Annotated in this window: 22 protein-coding genes; 8 read left to right on the top strand and 14 right to left on the bottom strand. The window is 63.5% G+C overall.

From position 1 onward, the window contains the following. From I8N66_RS00240 to I8N66_RS00220, 5 genes are all read right to left on the bottom strand, one after another. Positions 1–576: 1-deoxy-D-xylulose-5-phosphate synthase N-terminal domain-containing protein (locus tag I8N66_RS00240; protein ID WP_291148380.1), on the bottom strand; the 576-nt coding region annotated here is incomplete at its 3' end. Between the two features lie 244 nt (positions 577–820). Then, positions 821–1,744 (bottom strand): pirin family protein, encoded by a 924-nt coding sequence (locus I8N66_RS00235; protein WP_113538008.1) that lies wholly within the window; start codon positions 1,742–1,744, stop codon positions 821–823. 164 nt (positions 1,745–1,908) lie between these two features. Continuing rightward, complete coding sequence (locus I8N66_RS00230; protein WP_043619815.1) at positions 1,909–2,160, bottom strand: exodeoxyribonuclease VII small subunit; 252 nt, start codon at positions 2,158–2,160, stop codon at positions 1,909–1,911. Positions 2,161–2,162: 2 nt separating this feature from the next. Continuing rightward, entirely contained in the window at positions 2,163–3,092 is a 930-nt protein-coding gene (locus tag I8N66_RS00225; RefSeq protein WP_113538007.1) for a histone deacetylase family protein, read from the bottom strand. 62 nt (positions 3,093–3,154) lie between these two features. Then, positions 3,155–4,126: a zinc-dependent alcohol dehydrogenase family protein gene (locus tag I8N66_RS00220; RefSeq protein ID WP_291148231.1), complete on the bottom strand. Its 972-nt coding sequence runs from the start codon at positions 4,124–4,126 to the stop codon at positions 3,155–3,157. A 16-nt stretch (positions 4,127–4,142) separates the two neighbouring features. Here I8N66_RS00220 and I8N66_RS00215 point away from each other — a divergent pair, with 16 nt between their 5' ends. After that, positions 4,143–4,544, top strand: a complete 402-nt coding sequence (locus tag I8N66_RS00215) for a thioesterase family protein (protein ID WP_291148227.1) — start codon at positions 4,143–4,145, stop codon at positions 4,542–4,544. Positions 4,545–4,652: 108 nt separating this feature from the next. Here I8N66_RS00215 and I8N66_RS00210 read toward each other — a convergent pair whose 3' ends face one another. Genes I8N66_RS00210 through I8N66_RS00190 form a run of 5 tightly spaced genes read right to left on the bottom strand, consistent with a single transcriptional unit; the run spans position 4,653 to position 9,199 of the window. Beyond that, positions 4,653–5,834 carry a thiolase family protein gene (locus I8N66_RS00210; RefSeq protein WP_291148379.1) on the bottom strand — a complete coding sequence of 394 codons (1,182 nt, stop codon included), beginning with the start codon at positions 5,832–5,834 and terminating at the stop codon, positions 4,653–4,655. Then, a complete protein-coding gene (locus I8N66_RS00205; RefSeq protein WP_113538003.1) occupies positions 5,812–7,314 on the bottom strand; it encodes an AMP-binding protein in 1,503 nt (500 codons plus the stop codon). The genes I8N66_RS00210 and I8N66_RS00205 overlap by 23 nt, the downstream gene beginning before the upstream one ends. A 4-nt stretch (positions 7,315–7,318) precedes the next feature. Continuing rightward, positions 7,319–7,882, bottom strand: a complete 564-nt coding sequence (locus tag I8N66_RS00200) for a biotin transporter BioY (RefSeq protein ID WP_291148222.1) — start codon at positions 7,880–7,882, stop codon at positions 7,319–7,321. A 37-nt stretch (positions 7,883–7,919) separates the two neighbouring features. Then, positions 7,920–8,525, bottom strand: coding sequence for an energy-coupling factor transporter transmembrane protein EcfT (locus I8N66_RS00195; protein ID WP_113538001.1), 606 nt, complete (start codon positions 8,523–8,525; stop codon positions 7,920–7,922). After that, a complete protein-coding gene (locus I8N66_RS00190; RefSeq protein ID WP_291148217.1) occupies positions 8,519–9,199 on the bottom strand; it encodes an ABC transporter ATP-binding protein in 681 nt (226 codons plus the stop codon). Before I8N66_RS00190 ends, I8N66_RS00195 begins: the two co-directional genes overlap by 7 nt. Positions 9,200–9,332: 133 nt before the next feature. Between I8N66_RS00190 and I8N66_RS00185 the strand changes: the two genes are divergently transcribed. Together I8N66_RS00185 and tldD are read left to right on the top strand one after the other, a co-directional pair. After that, a complete protein-coding gene (locus I8N66_RS00185; protein WP_291148213.1) occupies positions 9,333–10,532 on the top strand; it encodes a winged helix-turn-helix domain-containing protein in 1,200 nt (399 codons plus the stop codon). A gap of 72 nt (positions 10,533–10,604) precedes the next feature. Further along, positions 10,605–12,020: a metalloprotease TldD gene (gene tldD / locus I8N66_RS00180; protein WP_113537998.1), complete on the top strand. Its 1,416-nt coding sequence runs from the start codon at positions 10,605–10,607 to the stop codon at positions 12,018–12,020. A gap of 70 nt (positions 12,021–12,090) precedes the next feature. Here tldD and I8N66_RS00175 read toward each other — a convergent pair whose 3' ends face one another. Further along, complete coding sequence (locus I8N66_RS00175; RefSeq protein ID WP_113537997.1) at positions 12,091–13,368, bottom strand: D-alanyl-D-alanine carboxypeptidase family protein; 1,278 nt, start codon at positions 13,366–13,368, stop codon at positions 12,091–12,093. Between the two features lie 246 nt (positions 13,369–13,614). Here I8N66_RS00175 and I8N66_RS00170 point away from each other — a divergent pair, with 246 nt between their 5' ends. After that, on the top strand, positions 13,615–14,646 hold the full coding sequence (locus I8N66_RS00170; protein ID WP_291148207.1) for a polysaccharide deacetylase family protein: 1,032 nt from the start codon (positions 13,615–13,617) through the stop codon (positions 14,644–14,646). Positions 14,647–14,679: 33 nt separating this feature from the next. On the opposite strand, the gene I8N66_RS00165 is transcribed toward I8N66_RS00170, so the two are convergent. Then, complete coding sequence (locus I8N66_RS00165; RefSeq protein ID WP_291148204.1) at positions 14,680–14,919, bottom strand: GNAT family N-acetyltransferase; 240 nt, start codon at positions 14,917–14,919, stop codon at positions 14,680–14,682. A gap of 371 nt (positions 14,920–15,290) precedes the next feature. Continuing rightward, on the bottom strand, positions 15,291–15,911 hold the full coding sequence (gene pdxH, locus I8N66_RS00160; protein WP_113537994.1) for a pyridoxamine 5'-phosphate oxidase: 621 nt from the start codon (positions 15,909–15,911) through the stop codon (positions 15,291–15,293). Between the two features lie 140 nt (positions 15,912–16,051). On the opposite strand from pdxH, the gene I8N66_RS00155 reads away from it, so the two are divergent. From I8N66_RS00155 to I8N66_RS00140, 4 genes are all read left to right on the top strand, one after another. Next, on the top strand, positions 16,052–16,504 hold the full coding sequence (locus tag I8N66_RS00155; protein ID WP_113537993.1) for an RT0821/Lpp0805 family surface protein: 453 nt from the start codon (positions 16,052–16,054) through the stop codon (positions 16,502–16,504). A gap of 208 nt (positions 16,505–16,712) precedes the next feature. Then, positions 16,713–17,819: a DnaJ C-terminal domain-containing protein gene (locus I8N66_RS00150; RefSeq protein ID WP_291148199.1), complete on the top strand. Its 1,107-nt coding sequence runs from the start codon at positions 16,713–16,715 to the stop codon at positions 17,817–17,819. A gap of 209 nt (positions 17,820–18,028) precedes the next feature. Next, positions 18,029–18,847 (top strand): enoyl-ACP reductase FabI, encoded by an 819-nt coding sequence (gene fabI / locus I8N66_RS00145; protein ID WP_113537991.1) that lies wholly within the window; start codon positions 18,029–18,031, stop codon positions 18,845–18,847. A gap of 47 nt (positions 18,848–18,894) precedes the next feature. After that, complete coding sequence (locus I8N66_RS00140) at positions 18,895–19,479, top strand: histidine phosphatase family protein (protein ID WP_113537990.1); 585 nt, start codon at positions 18,895–18,897, stop codon at positions 19,477–19,479. 95 nt (positions 19,480–19,574) lie between these two features. On the opposite strand, the gene I8N66_RS00135 is transcribed toward I8N66_RS00140, so the two are convergent. Beyond that, a complete protein-coding gene (locus I8N66_RS00135) occupies positions 19,575–19,835 on the bottom strand; it encodes a DUF1344 domain-containing protein (RefSeq protein ID WP_113538088.1) in 261 nt (86 codons plus the stop codon). Positions 19,836–20,065 lie beyond the last annotated feature (230 nt).

Raw genomic sequence — 20,065 nt, 5'->3', positions numbered from 1 at the left:
GAGATAGGCACTCATCGCGCCGGTCGGAGGCGCAATCGACATGTCGTTGTCGTTGAGGATGACGATCAGGCGCGCATCGAGCGCGCCGGCATTGTTCAGCGCCTCATAGGCCATGCCGGCCGAAAGGGCGCCGTCGCCGATGACGGCAATGACGTTGCGGTTCTTGCCGTCGAGGTCGGCGGCAACTGCCATGCCGAGGCCGGCGGAAATCGATGTCGAGGAGTGCGCGGCACCGAAGGGGTCGTATTCGCTCTCGGCGCGGCGGGTGAAGCCCGAGAGGCCGCCTTCCTGGCGCAGTGTCCGGATGCGGTCGCGGCGGCCGGTCAGGATCTTGTGCGGATAGCACTGGTGGCCGACGTCGAAGATCAGCCGGTCATGCGGTGTGTTGAAGACCTTGTGGATTGCGATCGTCAACTCGACGACGCCAAGGCCCGCACCAAGGTGCCCGCCGGTGCGCGATACCGCGTCGATCATTTCTGCCCGGACTTCTCCGGCAAGCTGCGGCAGATCCTTGTCGTCGACCTTCTTCAGATCGTCGGGAAAGGTCACCTTGTCGAGCAAGGGAGTAGCCGGCATCGGATTGGTTGGCAGTTGTGTCACGCTGCATGCCTCATGCGCGCCGTGGGATCAGGCGCGCGATAGTTGGTGGTACCGTCGAAGCGGCTCTTTAGACGCAATCGTTGCTGAATGCAAAATTAGGCGTTCCTGCGTCGTCAACCAAGAGACTAGCGCATGATTCTGTGAATCGAAATCGATTCAAGCGCCATGAGGCAATGTTGCGCGGTTTTCCGCACCCAGCCTGTGCCACTTTAGGTCGCGGTCAGCCCTCGGGCAGCGGAACGAATTCCTCTTCGTCTCCGGGCACGATGTCGAAGCGGCCGGTGCGCCACTCTTCCTTGGCTTTCTCGATGCGCTCTTTCGAAGACGAAACGAAATTCCACCAGATGTGGCGGGAAGACCCGAGTGCGGCACCGCCAAAGAGCATGACGTGACAGCCCTGAGGTCCTGCCGTCACCGTAATCTCGTCGCCCGGACGGAAGACAAGCAGCTGGTTGTCGGCAAAATGGTCGCCGGCGATGATCGCCTCACCCGAGAGGATGTAGAGCGCGCGTTCTTCCCATTGCGCCGCGAAAGGCGCGCTCTTGCCCGGCGCTATGTTGAGGTCGACATAGATCGTGTCGGTGAAAACCGAGACTGGCGATTTCGCGCCTTCGAAACTCCCGATCACCACCCGCGCCTTGATGCCGTCGTCGCTCATATGCGGCAGCATCTGCTCTTCGGTATGGCTGAAGATCGGGTCGATTTCTTCCTTGTGGTCGGGCAACGCCAGCCAGGTTTGCAGGCCCGAGATCGAGCGCGCATGGCCGCGCTGGTTTTCCGGCGAGCGTTCGGAATGCACGATGCCGCGTCCGGCGGTCATCAGGTTCACGTCGCCGGGGCGGATGACCATCTCGGTGCCCAGGCTGTCGCGATGCTTGATCTCGCCGTCGAAGAGATAGGTGACGGTCGAAAGGCCGATATGCGGATGCGGACGCACGTCGATCGCCTCGCCGGCGCGAAGAAGCGCAGGCCCCATGCGATCGAAGAAGATGAACGGTCCCACCAGGCGCCGTTTTGCCGACGGCAGGGCGCGGCGAACCTGCAGCCCGCCGATATCGCTGGTGCGCGGAACGATCAGATGTTCGATGGCGTCGCAGGCGGGCTTGTCGCCGGCAAGCGGATCGGGGCCTGGGAAGAAGGACATGCGCGTGCTCCCGTTTTTGCTGTCGCATCAAGTACTAACGCCTATGACGTCAGGCGGGTAGGGGCGAAGCAAGGACGCAGTGTTTCCGCGCAGCGATCAATCCGATCTTGGCAATTCCGGGAGAAGCGTGAGGCGGTTTTCCGTCCGGAATTGCGACGAAACGATCAATCGGCGTCGAGTGGCTCCACGCCCTGCGGCTTGCCGGCGCGGTCGAGGCGGATTTTTTCGATGCGGTCCTCGGCGGCCTTCAGCAGTGCCTCGCAATGCTTCTTCAGAGCTTCGCCGCGCTCGTAGATCTCGATCGACTTGTCGAGGGCGACGTCGCCGCGCTCCAGCGCCGAAACGATCCGCTCCAGTTCCTCGACGGCCTGCTCGAAGGAGAGGGCGGAAACGTCCGGTTGCGTGGTGGTGTTCATGGTTACCCTCTCATCAGTCTCAAGATGTGCAGACCGGCCGATTCGGCCAGGCCCTGAAGGTCATAGCCGCCTTCGAGCAGACTGACCATGCGGTTGCCGGCGCTGCGATCGGCGATCTCGTGCAGGCGACCGGTCGCCCAGTCGAAATCCTCGGCGACGAGGTTGATCTGCGCCAGCGGGTCGCGGTGATGCGCATCGAAGCCGGCGGAGATCAGGATGAAGTCCGGTCGGAAATTGGTGAGCGCCGAAAGCACGCGGCTGCGGAACGCCTCGCGGAAATGCTCACTGCCCATGTTTGGCGACAGTGGCGCGTTGACGATGTTGCCTTTGACGCCCGTCTCGTCCTTGGCGCCGGTGCCGGGATAGAGCGGCATCTGGTGCGTCGAGCAGAAGAGCACCGAGGGATCGTTCCAGAAGATGTCCTGCGTGCCGTTGCCGTGGTGCACGTCCCAGTCGACGATAGCGACGCGCTCGGCCCCATGGACCTTCTGGGCATATCGGGCGGCGATCGCCACCGTGTTGAAAAGACAGAAGCCCATCGCCTTGTTCTTTTCGGCGTGGTGTCCCGGCGGCCGCGCAGCAACGAATGCGTTGTCGGTCTCGCCGGTAAAGACGGCATCGACGGCCGCAACCGCGCCGCCTATGCCTGTCAGCGCGGCTTCCAGGCTCAACGGACTCGCGTAGGTATCCGCCTCTAAATGATTGAGGCCTTCCTCCGGAATGGAGCGTTTGACCTCACGCAAGTGTTCTTCAGGGTGCGCGAGCAGCACGAGATCTTCGCTCGCCTTCTTCGCCTCGATCCGCTTGAGGTCGGCGAAGTTCGGATGTTCGAGCGCGAGGTTCAGCGCCTTCAGCCGGTCCGGCCGTTCAGGATGCCCCTCCGGAACCTCGTGTTCCAGAAAGACCGGATTTTCATAGAGGAACGTGGTCATGCCCGGAACCTAGTGCGCCCACCCCGCAAGGTCCATGGTGACGCAGCCGAAAGACAGATTTTTCAACAGCGCGGATCGATGAGCAGCTTGCCGTCGCGGCCCGGATCCGCCTGATGGGCAAGCGCCGCGTCGAGTCGGCTCAACGGATAGATCTCAGCGATGCGGCTGGAAAAAAGGCCGGTTCGCAGACCTTCGAAACTTTTCGCAAAGGCCGCTTCTATCGCTGGCCGCCCGGCCGAATGCACCCAGGTCCGCAGCCACAGGAAGGAAAAGCGGATATCCGGCCGCGCCTGGATCGCCGCCTGCGGCACCGGAACGCCGCTGAGCGCGCCATACTGGATGAAGGCGCCGCCCGGGGCGAGCGCGTGCTGGATGAGGTCGCCGGCCAAGGCGCCGCCAACCGCATCGATGATTGCGTCGAGGCGAAGCTGTGGCACGTGGCTCTCGCCGCCGAGCACGATGCGGCCAGGAACCTCGGTTGCCAGCCGCTCGGCGCTGCGCTCGCTGCGGACGATGCCGGTGACATCGGCTCCTTCGCCGGCAAGCAGCTTCATCAGCATGCCGCCGATCGCCGATCCGGCCGCCGTAACGCCGATGCGGCGACCATCGAGTGAGCCGAAATGCGCACGCAGCGCCTCGATCAGTTGCAGCGCCGTCAGCGGATTGACGTAGCAGGTCGCTGCATCGGTCTCGCTGATGTCCTCGGGCAGGTCGAAACACCATTCGGCCGGCCTGATCAGATACTCCTGCCACAGACCACTGGCGCCGATCGGGATCACCCGGTCGCCGACGTTCAGCGTCGTGACGCTGGCGCCAATGCGCGTCACCGTCCCGAAGCCCTCGAAGCCCGGCACGAAGGGGAGAGTGGTGCGGGCGCTATAGGCGCCAGTCACGGGGATGAGATCGGACGGATTGATGGCGGCGAGCGACACTGCCACCTCGACTTCGCCTGCCGCAGGTGCCACGCGTTCGGCGTCGACGAGCGCAATCACTTGCCGGGGATCGCCGAACTGGCTAACGAGGGTGGAGCGCATCGTCAGGGAGCCTCGCATGGACGGCAGGGAGCTGGAGAACGTCACGGAAATCCGTATTCCGTTTCGCGATATAGACATGCACGGCCACATGCACAATGCCGCCTATTATGCCCACGCGGAAGCCGCCCTTTCCAGTCTCTGGCGCCATCGCCCGCATGTGGTGAACGAGCCAAGCTATCTCGTGCGCCGCTCGGCCTGCGTCTATCATCGGGGTTTGCGCTACGACGAGCCGGCCCGTTTCACCGCCAACGTGGGGAAGGTCGGCGGCAGCTCGATCAGCTTTGTTGTCAAGGTTGAGGCGCGCGGACAACTCGCGGCGGAGGTCGAGGTTGTCTGGGTCGCGGTCGATCCGCAACGGCACACACCGCTACCGCTGCCGACGGCAACGCGCGAGTGGCTGGCGGCCTACGCCGTTTAACCAAAGCAATTCCAGGAAAAGTGCGAAGCGGTTTTCCGTCCGGAATTGCGGACTAAGAGACCAATTCCAGGAAAAGTGCGAAGCGGTTTCGTCCTGAGTTGGGCGTTCTTAAACCGCGCGAAACAAGGCGACGATGCCCATGCCGCCGCCGACGCCCATCATTGCGAGCCCTTCCGTGCCCTTCGGCGATGTCTGCATCTGCGAGAAGAGCCGGACGGTGAGGATCGCCCCCGAGGCGCCATAGGGATGGCCGAGCGCGATAGCGCCACCGTCAAGATTGACCCTCTCCGCCGGGATCTCGAGCTGGTCGAGGCTTCCGAGCACCTGGGAGGCGAAGGCCTCGTTGAATTCGATAAAATTGGTCTTTGCCGGATCGAGCGCGGGTTGTCGCGCTTTCAGCTTCTGCATCGCCGGAACAGGGCCGAGCCCGAGCAGGTTGGGATCGACGCCCGCCGTCGCCGCATCGACGAATTCGAGCGCGAAGGGAACGCCAAGTCGGCGCGCTTCGGCAAGGCTCGTGACCAGTACCATAGCCGCGCCGTCGTTGATCGGGCAGGCATTGCCGGCGGTCACCGTCCCACCCTCGACGAAGACCGGCTTCAGCCGCTGCAGGGTTTCTATCGAAGCATTGGCGCGCGGGCACTCGTCGTTCGATACCGAGCCTGCCGCCGTTTCGATCGCCACGATTTCGCGGGTGAAACGGCCGGCAAGGGCCGCCTCGACCGCGCGTCGATGGCTTTGTAGCGCAAAGACGTCTTGCCGTTCGCGGGAGATCCCGCAGGCGGCCGCGACGTTTTCGGCGGCCACACCCATGTCCGGATCGCCGATCTCGTCCGGCGCCATGCGCGCCCGTTTGACCGGTGCCAGTTCGCCGCCGCGCTCCAGCGGCGGCCTCAGGCGGATATGCGCGCGGCTGGCGCTCTCGGTGCCGCCGGCCAGATAGAAGCGGCCGGCACCCGCCTGGATCATTCGTGCGGCAAGCGTGATCGCCTCCAACCCCGATCCGCACTGGCGGTCGACAGTGACGCCCGGTGTCGAGACCGGCAGGCCGCCTTCGAGGGCTGCGAGCCGGGCGAGGTTGCCGGCGCTGTTGGCGGCATTACCAAGAATGACGTCGTCGATCTCATTCGCCGCCAGCCCGGTATCCCTGAGAATTCGGGCGATCAGCAGTGCCGCCAGTCTCGATGGCTCGATATCGCGAAGCGTGCCGTTGACGCGCCCGATCGGTGTGCGGAGCGCGGCGATGATGACAGGCGTGCGTGTCGGGTCAGTCGAGGAGTTCGAGAGCATCGTTTCCATCCGCGATCCATTGCCTGAGCGTGCCCGCCGCCACCTTGCCCGACTGCGTCATCGGCATATTCCGGCAAAGCCAGATGCGACGGGGATGCTTGTAGCGCGGCAGATGGGCGGCGAGATGACGGTCAAGCGCTTCTCTATCAAATATACCGCCCTCCGGCTCGATGACGCCGACGAGTTCGCTGCCGAGATCCGGGTGATCGAGCCCGAGGACAAGCGCTGCGTGAACGCCGGCATCTCCGATGAGCACCGCTTCCACCTCCTGGGGGTAGATGTTGTTGCCGCCCGATAGCACCATGCCGCCGGCGCGGCCGAGAAGGTGCAATGTCCCGTCTTCATCGAGGAAGCCGAGGTCACCGACGGTCGCAAGCGACCCAAGGCGCCGAAAGCCGGCGCCGTCGGCGTCGCCGACATAACCGTCGGAGATGAGGGCGCTGTCGACGAAGATCGTACCCGTCTCGCCCGCCGGTATTTCACCCCCTTTGTCATTGCGAATGCTGAGCATGATGCCGGGAAAGGCGCGGCCGACGGCGGTGGCCGAAGCGGTGTCGCCCTCGGTCGCAACACTGATGAAGCCCAGCTCCGAGGCGCCGTAATATTCGATGATATTTGCTTTCGGACAGGCGAGCGCGGCGCTGGCACGATCACTCGCCGACAGCTTGGCGCCGGCGACCGTGATCTGGGTGACCGATACCTGTGATCTGTCCGTCGCTGCCACGCAGAGCCGCCGCAGCATCGTCGGCACCAGCACCAGACGCCGGACTTTTTCCGCCTCGATGATGGAAACCGCCCGGGTCGCTTCGAAATGCGCGGCCCCGATGAACTGAGCACCGGCGACAAGGGTTTCGGCAAGCGCATAGAGTGTCAGCCCGTGCGCGAGCGGACCGGGGGCAAAGGTCAGGGTATTGCGGTCGATGCCGAAGAAGTGCTCGCCGATCGCCAGACTCCTTCGCCACGAGCCGCGATCGCGGACGATCGCTTTGGGCGTTCCTGTCGTGCCCGACGTGAACACGATCAGAAAGGGCTCGCTGTCTTTGCCGACCGCGAGCGGCTCTCGTTCCTTGCCATTGGTCTCGCGGAAGGTTCGCGTCTTGCCGCTTGCCGGGGCAAGGAGCGACAAGGCGGCGCCATCGGCGACGATGATGAGATCGGGAGACAGGCGATCGCGCATGGCTTGGCGCGCCGCTTCCGGCAGATGCGGGTCGATCAGTGCGACGCAGTTGCCGCCGCTGGTGGCGGCGAGAAAGGCGGCTGCGAAGAGCGGGTGATTGCCGGCCTCCAGCACAATCAGGCGCGTGCGGTCGCCCAGCACGCTACGGCGTTCGGCAATCCCAACCAGATCGTCGAAAGCTTCGGCAAGTGCGCCGGCGATGCAAGCGAGTTCGCCGAAAGTGAAAACCCGGCCCTCGATCTGGAAGGCCGGGGCATGCGGACGGTCTTCCGCGTGGCGATTGATCGCGGCGGCAAACGGCATCGGCTCAGGTGCGAACCGGCAGCAGCGGATAGCCGGCGTAGACGGCATGCGCGGCGAGCGTCGCGATTGCAGCCTTCAAGAGGTCGCCCGGGATGAAAGCGAGCGAGCCGGTGGCAACCGCCAGCAGCGGCGTGCCGGTGACGACCGAGACCCAGGGCATGCCGATCGCATAGAGCACGGCGATGCCGCCGAGGACGGACGCCAGGAAGAAGCCGATGAACTGGCGCGTTTCGGCCTGGCCTTCGCGCACGGTGCGCTCGGCGATGAGACCGGTAACGAAAGCGGCGACAACCCAGCCGACGATGAAGCCGCCGGAAGGGCCGGCGATGACCGCAAGGCCGCCGCGGCCGCCCGAAAGTACCGGCAGGCCGATCGCGACCAGAAGCAGGAACAGCAGGAAGGCAAGCGCCCCACGCTTGGCGCCGAGAATGCAGCCGGCGAGCATCACGCCCATGGACTGCGCGGTGATCGGCACCGGAATGAAGCCGAGCGTGATCGGCGGGATGAGGCCGAGCACGACGACGATCGCGGCGAAGAGGGCGATGAGGACGAGGTCTCTGGTGTTCATGCGGATCCGGTTCCCTTATGTATTAGTAGGCGCGAATTTATTGGCGGCGAAATCCGCGCGCGTCAATCGCAGCGGCAATCGTATCGGCGTCCTTGAGCGTCAGGATGATCAGCGGCCCGATGATCGTCAACGGTCTGACGGGTATCCCGCGGGCGCGATGGGCCTCGCGGATCGCCTCGTAGCGCGCAAAGATATCCGGGACGAAGCGCAGCACGAGCCCGAGCGCCAGGCTGACGTCGGCTGCCCGCACCAGGCCGAGGCGCTCGAGCGGGGTCAGCAGGATGGTGATCTCATCCATGAAGGCGCTGATCGTCGTCGTCGCCGTCACTGCGGCTGCAAGCAACACCAGCGCCATCAGCCGTAATGTCAAAGTCGCGACCTCGGCAACGGACAGATAAAAAAGATTGACGGCGGCCAGAAAGAAAATCGTCAGGAACACGAAGCCGACACGCTTGAGCGCGTCCTTCGGCGACAGCCCGACGGACAGATAGAGGCCGGCGGCTATGATGAAGGCGATCGTCTGAAGGGCGAGCGAGGAGCTGAGGAAGAGGCCGATGCTCAGCATCAGCAGCGCGACAAGCTTCGCCCGCACGGGCAGCCGGTGCAGCAGGCTGTTGCCCTCGATATACAGGCTCGTCAGCATCCGGCGATCTCGTGATAGTGGCGGATGGTCTCGCCTGGATTGCCGTCGGCGGTAAGTCGGCCCTCGTGGAAAAGCAGCAGCCGGTCGACATTTTCGACGAGCCCGAGATCGTGGGTGATCACCACCGTATCTTCCGGCAGGCCATCGATCGCGGCGGCGACACGGCGGCGGTTCCTGAGGTCGAGCTGGTTCGTCGGCTCGTCGAAGATCAGGATCTTCGGATCGGTGACGACGACGCTTGCCATGGCGACGAGTTGCGTCTCGCCGCCCGAAAGCTCGTGCACGCGCCGGCGAGCCAGATGCTCGATGCCGAAGCGTGACAACGCGCCTTGCATGCGGCGGTCGATCTCCTCGCGGGAGAGCCCGCGGTTCTTCAGTCCGAAGGCTATATCCTCGGCGACGATGGGCATGATCAGCTGGTGCTGTGGGTTTTGGAAGATGAAGCCGGCTTCGGAAAGCACGGCACGATCATCCGTGACCGTATCGAGCCCATTGACCCTGACGCTGCCGGAGGAGGGCTTGACCAGGCCGTTGATCAGCCGGGCAAACGTGGTCTTGCCGGAACCGTTGAGCCCGATGATGCCGATGCGCTTTTCGGCAAGCGTGAGCGTCAGGGGCTGCAATGCCACTCGCTCGCCGAAGCGGACCGCGCAATCGGTAAAGCGGATGTCCATCCCGTTCCTCGCTGTCTACGGCTCGCGCCGTTTTCGGGTTGCTCTATAGGCCAAGTCCGCCAACAAGGGCAATGCGGGTGATCTTCCGGATCCCGCGTTTGAATTATGGGAATAAAAGCCTATTCTTGTTGCCATGACGATTCGCCTTTCCAACAGCGACGCCCGTCGCATCTTCCTCGCCAAGCAGGGCCTTTCCGGCGCGCCGAACCGTGTGCTCGGCAAGGAGGGCCTGCTGAAGCTCATCCACGACATCGGCTTCGTGCAGGTGGACAGCATCGCCACCGTCGAGCGCGCCCATCACCAGATCCTGTTTGCCCGCAACCAGACCTATCGTCGGGAGCATTTGACGGCGTTGCTGGAAGACGATCGCGATCTGTTCGAACATTGGACGCACGACGCCTCGATCATTCCGAGCAGTTTTTTCCGCTACTGGAAGCATCGCTTCAAATGGGAAGGCGAGACGATCGTCGAGCGCTGGCAGAAATGGCGCGGCGAAGGTTTTGAGAAGGGCTGCGACGACACCTATGCCCGGATCGCCGAGGGTGGCCCGGTGCTGGCCCGCGACCTGAAGGAAGCCGAGCACGAATCCGGTGGCTGGTGGAATTGGCATCCCTCCAAGACCGCGCTCGAAGTGCTCTGGCGCACGGGCAAGCTCGCGATCGCGAGGCGCGAGAATTTCCAGAAGGTCTATGACCTGACCCAGCGGGTGATCCCGCCGCATCATCAGGACGGCGACGTCAGCCACCAGGAATTCATCGACTGGGCCTGCCGCAGCGCGCTTGAGCGCCTGGGCTTTGCCACCCACGGCGAGATCGCCGCCTTCTGGGATCTTGTCTCCCCGGATGAAGCGAAGACCTGGGTCGCCGAGCATCGCGATGAACTCGTTGAGGTGCAGATCGAGGCGATCGATGGCGGCCGCCCGCGCGCCGCCTTCGCCTTCACCGGTTTTCCGGAAACGCTGGGCGATATACCCGAGCCTCCCGGTCGCGTCCGAGTGCTCAGCCCCTTCGACCCGCTGCTGCGCGACCGCAACCGCACAGAAAGGCTCTTCGGCTTCTTCTATCGCATTGAGATCTTCGTGCCCGAAGCCAAGCGCGAATATGGCTACTACGTTTTCCCGCTGATCGAGGGTGACCGGCTGATCGGTCGCATCGACATGAAGGCGGACCGCAAGCGCGGCAGCCTTGATGTCCGCAAGCTCTGGCTCGAAAAGGGCGTCCGCGCCTCGGCAGGGCGCCTGGAGCGCATCGATGCGGAGCTTGAGCGGGTCGCCCGGTTCGCTGGCGTCGAGCGGGTCGAACGCCTCGAAGGCTGGAACGCGTCATTCACATGATATTTTCCTTGGCTTGAACCCGCGGCCTTCCTAAATGGAGGCAATAGATATCTCGATGCGGGAGCGCAGCACATGAACACCGATCTGATGAGCCTCTTCGATGCCGACGAGGCAACGATCCGCAAGGTTCTCTCGGAAACGCTCGCCGGTGCCGACGACGGCGAACTGTTCCTCGAACATGCCCAGGCGGAGGTGCTGTCCTTCGACAATGGCCGTCTCAAGGGCGGCAGCTTCAACACCGACCAGGGCTTCGGTCTTCGCGCCGTTGCCGGCGAGGCGGTCGGCTATGCCCATTCCGGCGAGCTTTCGCTGTCTGCGCTGCGCCGGGCCTCCGACGCGGTGGCCCAGGTGACGCGCGGCTATGCCGGCTCCTATGCCGCCGCCCCGCAGCGCACCAACAAGAAACTCTACGGCGACGAGAACCCGATCGGCGAGCCGAGCTTCGAGGCGAAGGTTGCCCTGCTGCAGGAGATCGACGCCTATCTGCGCGCCAAGGACCCGAAGGTCCGCCAGGTCACTGCGTCGATCGCCGCCAGCTGGCAGGTCGTCGATATCCTGCGCGCCGACGGCCATCGTGTGCATGACGTCAGGCCGATGACGCGCATCAACATCTCGGTCGTAACCGGCGATGGCGATCGCCAGGAAAGCGGCTCCTTCGGCACTGGTGGGCGCCGTGGTTTCGGCGATTTCGTCACCGAGGAGAACTGGAAGATGGGCGCCGACGAGGCGCTGCGTCAGGCACTGGTCAATCTCGAAGCCATCGATGCGCCGGCCGGCACCATGGACGTGGTGCTCGCCTCCGGCTGGCCGGGCGTCATGCTGCATGAGGCGGTCGGCCATGGCCTCGAAGGCGACTTCAACCGCAAGAAGACTTCGGCCTTTGCCGGCCTTTTGGGTGAGCAGGTCGCTGCCAAGGGCGTCACCGTCGTCGACGACGGCACCATTGAGGCACGCCGCGGTTCGATCTCGATCGACGACGAGGGCACGCCGTCCGGCTACAACGTGCTGATCGAGGACGGCAAGCTTGTCGGCTACATGCAGGACCGCCAGAACGCCCGCCTGATGGGCATGCAGCCCACCGGCAACGGCCGTCGCCAGGGCTACGCCCATGTGCCGATGCCGCGCATGACCAACACCTACATGCTCTCGGGCGACAGGACGCCGGACGAAATCATCGCCTCGGTGAAAAAGGGCATCTATGCCGTTTCCTTCGGCGGTGGCCAGGTGGACATCACCTCCGGCAAGTTCGTCTTCGGCTGCACCGAGGCTTATCTGATCGAAAACGGCAAGATCGGCGCGCCGGTCAAGGGCGCCATGCTGATCGGCAATGGCCCGGATGCGATGAAGCGGGTGACCATGGTCGGCAACGACACCAAGCTCGACACCGGCATCGGCAATTGCGGCAAGGCCGGCCAGTGGGTGCCGGTCGGCGTCGGCCAGCCGCACCTGCGCATGGACCAGATCACGGTCGGCGGCACCCAGGCGTAGCTTCGAGAGCGCTTGGCTTCACCGACGGTTCCGTCGCCTTGGGCGGAACTGCCTAAATCGCGCCGCTGCCTCAGCCGCGTGATGGCAGCATCATGCAATCATAGGAACGCTGCTTGAGCGCATCGCAGGCGGCCGCTGCTGCGTCGCGGCTTGAAAAGCCGACGAAGCGGGCGCGGTACACCGCATTGGCGCCTTTGCCGACAGCTTCCGTGTAGGGTGTGGCCCCTGCGAGCGGCGCACCGGCTTCCGAGCGTGCCTGGGCGAGCAGCATGCGTGCGGCCTCCGCTGACGGTGCCGCCGAAATCTGGATCTGCCAGCCGCCGGTCGTAGCCGGAACCGCAGCCGTCGTTTCGATCTCGGCAACCTCGGTCGGGCGTTCAGCAGGGATGGCGGTCGTGGCGGTTGCCGCAATCAGGGCCGCAACGGAATCCTGCTTGGCCCGCTGCGGCGCGGTGTAGGGCATAGGAACGTCCGATGTGCTGGCCGCTGCGACCTCGACCGGCGCTTCAACCACTTTGCCGCCACGCGTCGACGCCACGAGTTGCCGGCCGCCCTTGGCCGCCTTTCCGACATGGCGATCGAGAAGTGCAGCCATCTTGGCATCGCGGCTGCGTGCCGTCTTGCCGCCGAGCACGACGCCGACCACCCGGCGATTGCCGTCCTTGACGGCGCTGACGAGGTTGAAGCCGGAGGCGTTCGTATAGCCGGTCTTGATGCCGTCCATGCCCTCGTAGCGATACATCAGATTGTTGTGGCCACGGACCTTGCGGCCGCGGAAATTGAAGCTCTCGGTCGCAAAGAGCTGATACTCGCGCGGGAAGTCGCGCATCAGCGCGACAGCGAGCGTCGCCATTTCGCGCGCCGTCGTCACCTGCTGGCTCGCCGGCAAGCCCGAGGCATTGATGAACACGGTCTTGTTCATGCCGAGTTGACGCGCCTTGGCTGTCATCATCCGGGCAAAATTCGCTTCCGAGCCTCCGAGCTTTTCTGCCATGGCTGCGGCCGCATCGTTGCCCGAGCGCACGATCATCCCCATTACCGCTTCGCGGACCGTGATCGTCATGCCCGACTTGAGGCCGAGGCGCATCGGCGGTTTTGCTGCCGCCGCCTTCGACACCTTGATCTTGCTGTCCCAGGAGAGTTCGCCGCGCTTGAGCGCCTCGAAGGCCATGTAGACGGTCATCATCTTGGTCAGCGAAGCCGGGTGATTGAGGACATCGGGGTTTTCTGCCGAGAGAACCTTGCCGGTGCGTGCGTCGAGAACCAGGGAGGCGGTTCCGGCGATGGCGGTTGCAGACCCAAGGGCGAGAGCAAAGGTCGCCAGCAGGAGGCAGCGCAAGGTCTTCATGTTGGTCCCCGTCAAAGAGCGCCTTTGGACAGGCGCGAAGCTGTTTCGTTTTGTGACAAGATCCGTGGCTTTGCTGCAACTTTAGGGCGGAATGTAACATTCCTACGCTGTTTTCCGGGTTGTGGTAAATGGCTGATGAACATCCTTCCGTTCAACAAGGTTTAACGCCCTCGCCGTTAACTTTCCAGACTGTTAGGCCGCGCTGGCACCATGCGGGGCCAGATTTTGGGGGCGACCATCAAGGGCATGATCACGACAATTGTTTGCCGCGCCGCAATTGCCGGCGGGCTGGAAGTCGCCGGGGGCTTGAGCCGCACCGGGCTGATGGCCGGCGCGCGCGGGCAGGGGGCGATCTTTACGCTGCACCATGTCCGGCCGAAGCTTGCCCGTGCCTTCGATCCCAACGCCCATCTGGAGATCACGCCGGATTTTCTCGACGTCGCGCTACGGACGCTGAAGCACGACGGCTATCGCTTTGTCCCGCTCGAACACTTGTCGGAGGCCTTGGCCGCCGAAGGTGGACCGGTCGCCTGCTTTACCCTCGATGACGGCTACCGGAACAATCTGGAGCACGCTTTGCCGGTGTTCGCACGTCATCAAGCGCCTTTCACCGTCTTCGTCACCGGCGGGTTCGTTGATCGTACTCACACGCTCTGGTGGGAAACGCTCGCCGACATACTGGCGACGAACGAGACGCTGCGCTTCGACTTCGGCCAAGGCGTCGAGACGCTGCCGACGCAAGCGGCAGCGGAAAAGCAGGTCGCCTTCAGTCGCGTCGCGGCCTTCATTCACGGCCGTGATGAAGCGGCGGCGATTGCTTCACTCAATGCTGCGGCGATCGCGCACGGTGTCGATCCGCTGGCGATCACCGAACGATTGATTTTGGATCAGGCAGGGTTGCGGCAGCTGATCGAAAGCCCGCTGGCAGGCCTAGGCGCGCACACGATCAGCCATCGTTCTGTCTCGCGCCTGAGCGGCGACGACGCAAGGAGAGAGATCGCCCAGTCGGCGGAGCGCGTCGAGGCGGTTGCCGGCCGCCGGCCGCCGGCCTTCGCCTATCCCTATGGCGACGCACCCGCGGTCTCGGCGCGCGATCATCAGATCGTCGCCGATCTGGGTTTCACCCTGGCCGTCACTACCCAACCCGGCACGCTCACCGCTCGTGCGCAATCCAGCCCTTATGCCCTGCCGCGCATTTCATTGAACGGCCATTTCCAGCGCGCCCGCTACGTTTCGGCTCTGGCCTCCGGCATTCCGTTCCGCCTGGCCGCCGGTTAGAAAAGGTGACTTGGGCAGCCGAGTGCTTCGGCGTCAATTGAAGGCAAAAGCCATGAGGATGCTGTCCTGGTAAACACCATCGTGTTTCCAGTCGCGGACACGACGGCCTTCGATCTGGAAGCCAAACTGCGCGTAAAGCGCCCGGGCTGCAGCATTCTCATGAAGGACGGAAAGCTCGATGCGTTCCAGCCCTCGCTCGCGAGCGCGTTGCATCGCCAGTTGCAGGAGCCGGCTGCCGATTCCCTTCCCACGATAGATACCGAGGAGCCCCATGCCAAGGTCCCGACGTGCGCGCGAACGGGTGAGGCATCCAGCCGGATATCGCACCAGCCGACCACGTGATCGTCGACCGCGACGATCTGGGGCGCCCGGGCGCGACACAGGTCGCTCATGTATGTGGCAAAGCCGTCGAAGGGTGGTGCGCTCAGCCGTGAAAGCCAGCGGCTTTCCTGGGCGACCTCGTCGAGGCAGCGGTGACAGCCGGCTATATCGTCGAGCGTCGCGTCACGAACATCGATCGTCATCAAAAGGCACCCGACGAAAACGCCCGGAGGGGCCGGGCAAAGGGCAAATCTGCCCGGCCACCTGAGCGGCCGAGCGTCGTCGTTGCATCTGGCGTCTCTCTTGCGAGAGACAGGCAGGCCTCAGGGGTACATTCGCACCTTTTCCCATCCGCCTTCAGGCGTCGCCCGACGGAACTCCATCCGGTCATGCAGCCGGAATGGACGGTCGTGCCAGAACTCGATCGAGGTCGGGAGGATACGGAAACCCGACCAGTGGCTCGGACGCGGGATCTCGCCGAGCGCGTGGCGGGCCGTGTATTCGGCGACTGCCTTTTCCAGAGCGAACCGGCCCTCGAGCGGGCGCGACTGCTTCGAGGCCCAGGCGCCGATGCGGCTGCCGCGGGGGCGGCTCTTGAAATACTCGTCCGCCTCTTCGTCGGTCACGATCTCGACCGGCCCGCGCACACGCACTTGCCGCCGGAGCGATTTCCAGTGAAAGCACATCGCCGCCTTGCGGGCGCCAAGGATTTCCTGGCCCTTCTGGCTTTCGAAATTCGTGTAGAAAACGAAGCCGCGTTCGTCGAAGCCCTTGAGCAGCACCATGCGGACATTCGGCAGTCCGTCGCTGTCGACGGTGGCAAGTGCAACGGCATTCGGGTCGTTGATCTCGCTGCCTTCCGCGTCCTTCAGCCATGCGCCAAACAGGGAAAAGGGCTCATTTGATTCGGTGAAGTCACCGCTTGTTAACTCATTCGCCGCCATTATTGCGTTCCAATGCCGTGATGTCTGGCGCGGAAATACTTCGGGATGAACCCGATCGGTGTTTCCGCATCGAAAATGTCGGAGCCTGTATGTTGACCACTCGAGCAACGTGCGGCTCCAGCGAGTCTGACAGGATTGCCGTGCAAGACATAGCAAAGTGGATCGACGCCAAGAAGGGGTTTTCCTTCGCCTTGCTGCGTAGCGCGGCAATTTGCCTGCCGGTCCTGGCGCTTTCCGGCTGCATGGGCGCGGGTCTCGATCTCTTTGGCAGTGGCGTCGACCGTACCGTCTCGACCGGCACCGTTCCTCTCGCCAAAACCTCCGATGGCCTCTCCGATGCGGTCATGGTCCGCAATGCCGTAACTTCGGCCGAACTCGGCAGCGGCTCCATCAATCCGATCCCCTGGGCCAATGCGACTTCGGGCAGTGCCGGTGTCATCAGCAGCATTCAGGAAGACCGTGCGAGCGGTATGCTCTGCCGCCGTTTCACCACGACGCGCCATTCCTACGAGGGCATTGCAAAGTTCGATGGCAACACCTGCCAGGGTGGTGATGGCGCCTGGTATCTGACCAGCTTCGGCCCGCGCGCCTGAAGCGGGGCTTGGAAATCGGCGATTAACCACAAATCCCTAAAAGTGCGCGTGATCGCCCGCAGGTCTCATTCCAGCGCCGCGCGCACGGTCGCGGCTAACCACTATTTAGCAAGTTCTTTGGATCATCGGTGCTCAGTGGACGGGCGACAATGACGCCTTCAATCGGGGCATAAGGCGGGCGTCAGGGAGAGGCCGCCGATCAGAGAAGATGGTAGAAGCCATGCGTGATCCCTATGCGATCCTCGGTGTCCGGCGCAATGCCGGGCCGGACGAAATCAAGGCGGCCTGGCGTTCGCTGGCAAAGGCCGTGCATCCTGACCACAACCAGGACGACCCGACCGCCGCTGAGCGCTTTGCCGAGGCGGGCAAGGCCTACGAGCTTCTGCGCGATCCTAAGCTTAGAAGCCGCTACGACTATGCGCGCCGCGAGGCCGAGCTTCGTCGCATGGAGGCGATGAAGGCGAAGATGCGCGGCAATGCGCAAGAGGAGGCGCCTGTCGACGCGGAGACGGCCGAAGACGCCATCTCGCAGATCTTTGGCGCCGAGGCGCGTGCCAAGTCGGCCCGGCCATCGCCGAAGCCGGCGTCGAACCCATCGCCCAAGCCCGCGCCGAAACCGGCAGCCGCAAAGGAGCCGGAACGGCCTGCTCAAGCTGCCGAGGCAAAGCCTGAACCCGTGGCCGAAGCACAGCAGGAAGCTACCGCCAGGACGGAAACGCCATTGATGCAGCGCGCCGCAGCACCCGCAGCCGAACTCGTCGCCGCCATCGTCCGGCGCATCCGGGGTCGCGCGGCAAAAACCGCAGAGAAGGTGCCTGATCTTGCCGTCGATCTCACTGTCAGCATCGAGGATCTGATCAACCGCCAGCGCTTGACGATCGAGCTTCCGGATGGCGAGAGCCTGAAGGTGCAAGTTCCACCGGGCGCCGTCGACGGACAGACCATTCGCCTCGCGGAACAGGGCTATCGCGTCACCGGCATGAACCGCGGCGATGTCGTCGTCACGCTCCGGGTCGATCAGGGCGGCACCTTCCGCACCCGTGGCCTCGATCTGCTCACGACCTTGCCGATCGATCTGCAGGGGGCTGTCCTCGGCTGCGAGGAGCGCCTCGAAACGCCGGTTGGCCCGGTCAACGTCGTCGTGCCGGCCTGGTCCGGATCCGACAAGGTCATCCGCCTCACCGGCCAGGGCCTGCCTGGAACCTACGGTACCCACGGCGATCTCCTGGTGGAGTTGCGGCTGGTCCTGAAAGACGCGCCGGATGAGAAAGTGACCGATCTGATGAAGTCGCAGCGCGACGGACTCTATCTGTGATGGTCCATTTGTGACCGTTCGCTGACACTTTGAACCAATATTACGGGGACTAACAGTTCCTGATCTCAGGCGCGCTTGAACCACCCCTGCCACTATGCCATAGGCAATTCTCGACAATTTGCCGCACCCGTTTCGGTGGGGTGTCTATGACAGTTGTGAACTTTGGCACCGGCGCCGGCCGTTGCTGGAATTAGTATTGGGGACTTACCATGGCTCAGGCATCCGGTCTGATGAAGGGCAAGCGCGGCGTCATCATGGGCGTTGCAAACAACCGTTCCATCGCATGGGGCATTGCCAAGGCCATCCACGCGCAGGGTGGTGAAGTCGCGTTGACCTATCAGGGCGATGCGCTGAAGAAGCGCGTCGAGCCGCTGCTCGCCGAAATCGACGGCTTCATGGCCGGCCATTGCGACGTCAGCGACGAAGCCAGCATCGATGCGGTCTTCGATACGCTCGAAAAGCACTGGGGCAAGATCGACTTCGTCGTGCACGCCATCGGTTTCTCCGACAAGGACGAACTTACCGGCCGCTACGTCGATACTTCGCCCGAGAACTTCGCCAAGACGATGCAGATCTCGGTCTACTCGTTCACCTCGGTTGCCCGTCGCGCTGAAAAGCTGATGACCGATGGTGGCTCGATGCTGACCCTGACCTACTACGGCGCCGAAAAGGTCATGCCGAACTACAACGTCATGGGTGTCGCCAAGGCTGCGCTTGAAGCCAGCGTGAAGTATCTCGCGGTCGACCTCGGCCCGAAGAACATCCGCGTCAACGCGATTTCCGCCGGCCCGATCAAGACGCTGGCTGCCTCCGGCATCGGCGACTTCCGCTATATCCTCAAGTGGAACGAATACAACGCACCGCTGCGCCGTACCGTGACGATCGAGGAAGTCGGCGACGTCGGCCTCTACATGCTCTCCGACCTGTCGCGTTCGGTCACCGGTGAAGTCCACCACGCCGATAGCGGCTACCATGTCGTCGGCATGAAGGCTGTGGACGCGCCCGATATCTCCGTCATCAAGGACTGATCGAACCTCCGCTACCGGTTCGACGGCCTGCTGCCCGGAGGCATGTTGTGCTGATCTATGTGATCCGTCACGGACAGACCGACTGGAATGCCGAAAGCCGGCTCCAGGGGCAGAAGGACATCCCGCTCAATGATTTCGGTCGCCAGCAGGCGACCGGCAACGGTGTTGCGCTCGCCGGCATTCTCGGTGCAGACGCCGCGCATTTCGATTTCGTCGCAAGTCCGCTTGGCCGCACGCGCGAGACCATGGAGCTCTTGAGGCTGGCGATGGGGCTCGAACCCACCGCCTACCGGACCGACGAACGGCTGAAGGAGGTTTCCTTCGGCGACTGGGAAGGGCACACTCTTCCCGAGCTCAAACGCTCGGCGCCGCAAAGGATCGCCGAACGGCGTGCGGTGAAATGGGACTTTATCCCGCCGGGACCTGACGCCGAGAGTTACGAAATCCTGTCCTGGCGTGTTGCCGCCTGGCTGAAGGATGTAGCGAAGCCGACCGTCTGCGTCAGCCACGGCGGCGTCATCCGATCGCTTTTCAAGCTGTTTGGAGAGATGGAGGCTGAGGAGGCGGCGTCTGCGGCGATCCCGCAGGATCGTCTTCTGCGCATTTCCGGCGGTACTATCGGCTGGATCTGACGGCCGGAACGGTATCCGCCCCAAAAGCAATGCCAGGAAAAGTGCGAAACGCCTTTGCGTTCGGTATTGCGTAAGCCGAGGGGCGGGCCGCTTATTTACTGTACGATTTCGAGGTCGTTGATGACCCGCTTGCCATCGACTTCCGTGTAGAAGACCAGAACCTTCACGCCCGCCTTCAGGCCCTCGAAGTTGAATTCTTCGGGTGCCTGGTAGCTCTTGCCGTCATCGAGTTGGAGGCTGAGGCGTTCGGTGTCGACACCCGTAATGGTAGCTTCCACGTCAGCGCTTTCCGCAAGAGCGGACAAAGGCGAAAGCAAGCCAGCGGTGGCCATGAGCGCGGCAATGACAAAACGCATCTTTCTTGCCCTCTTCAACGATTCTGCGAACATTCTTGTCATCACCCTTGGCCCCCGATTGTGGCAAAAATTGCCTTGTAACTTGGCTTTTGGCCGTCAGGCCCCGGTTTTTTGGTGACCTGTCCGACGCCGGAAGACTGGACGGCGACGTCGTTTTTTTCAAGCGGGGGAACGCCGAAGTGGGGGACGCGGAATGCCGATTTCCCCATGAATCATGGGGTTTTCCAAGG

Origin of the sequence: Ensifer sp. SSB1, from assembly GCF_016652895.1 — a bacterium.
In the GTDB taxonomy this organism is placed as follows: Bacteria; Pseudomonadota; Alphaproteobacteria; order Rhizobiales; family Rhizobiaceae; genus Ensifer.
The sequence above is the reverse complement of the archived record's forward strand: the minus strand, read 5'-3'. Positions and strand labels throughout refer to the sequence as shown.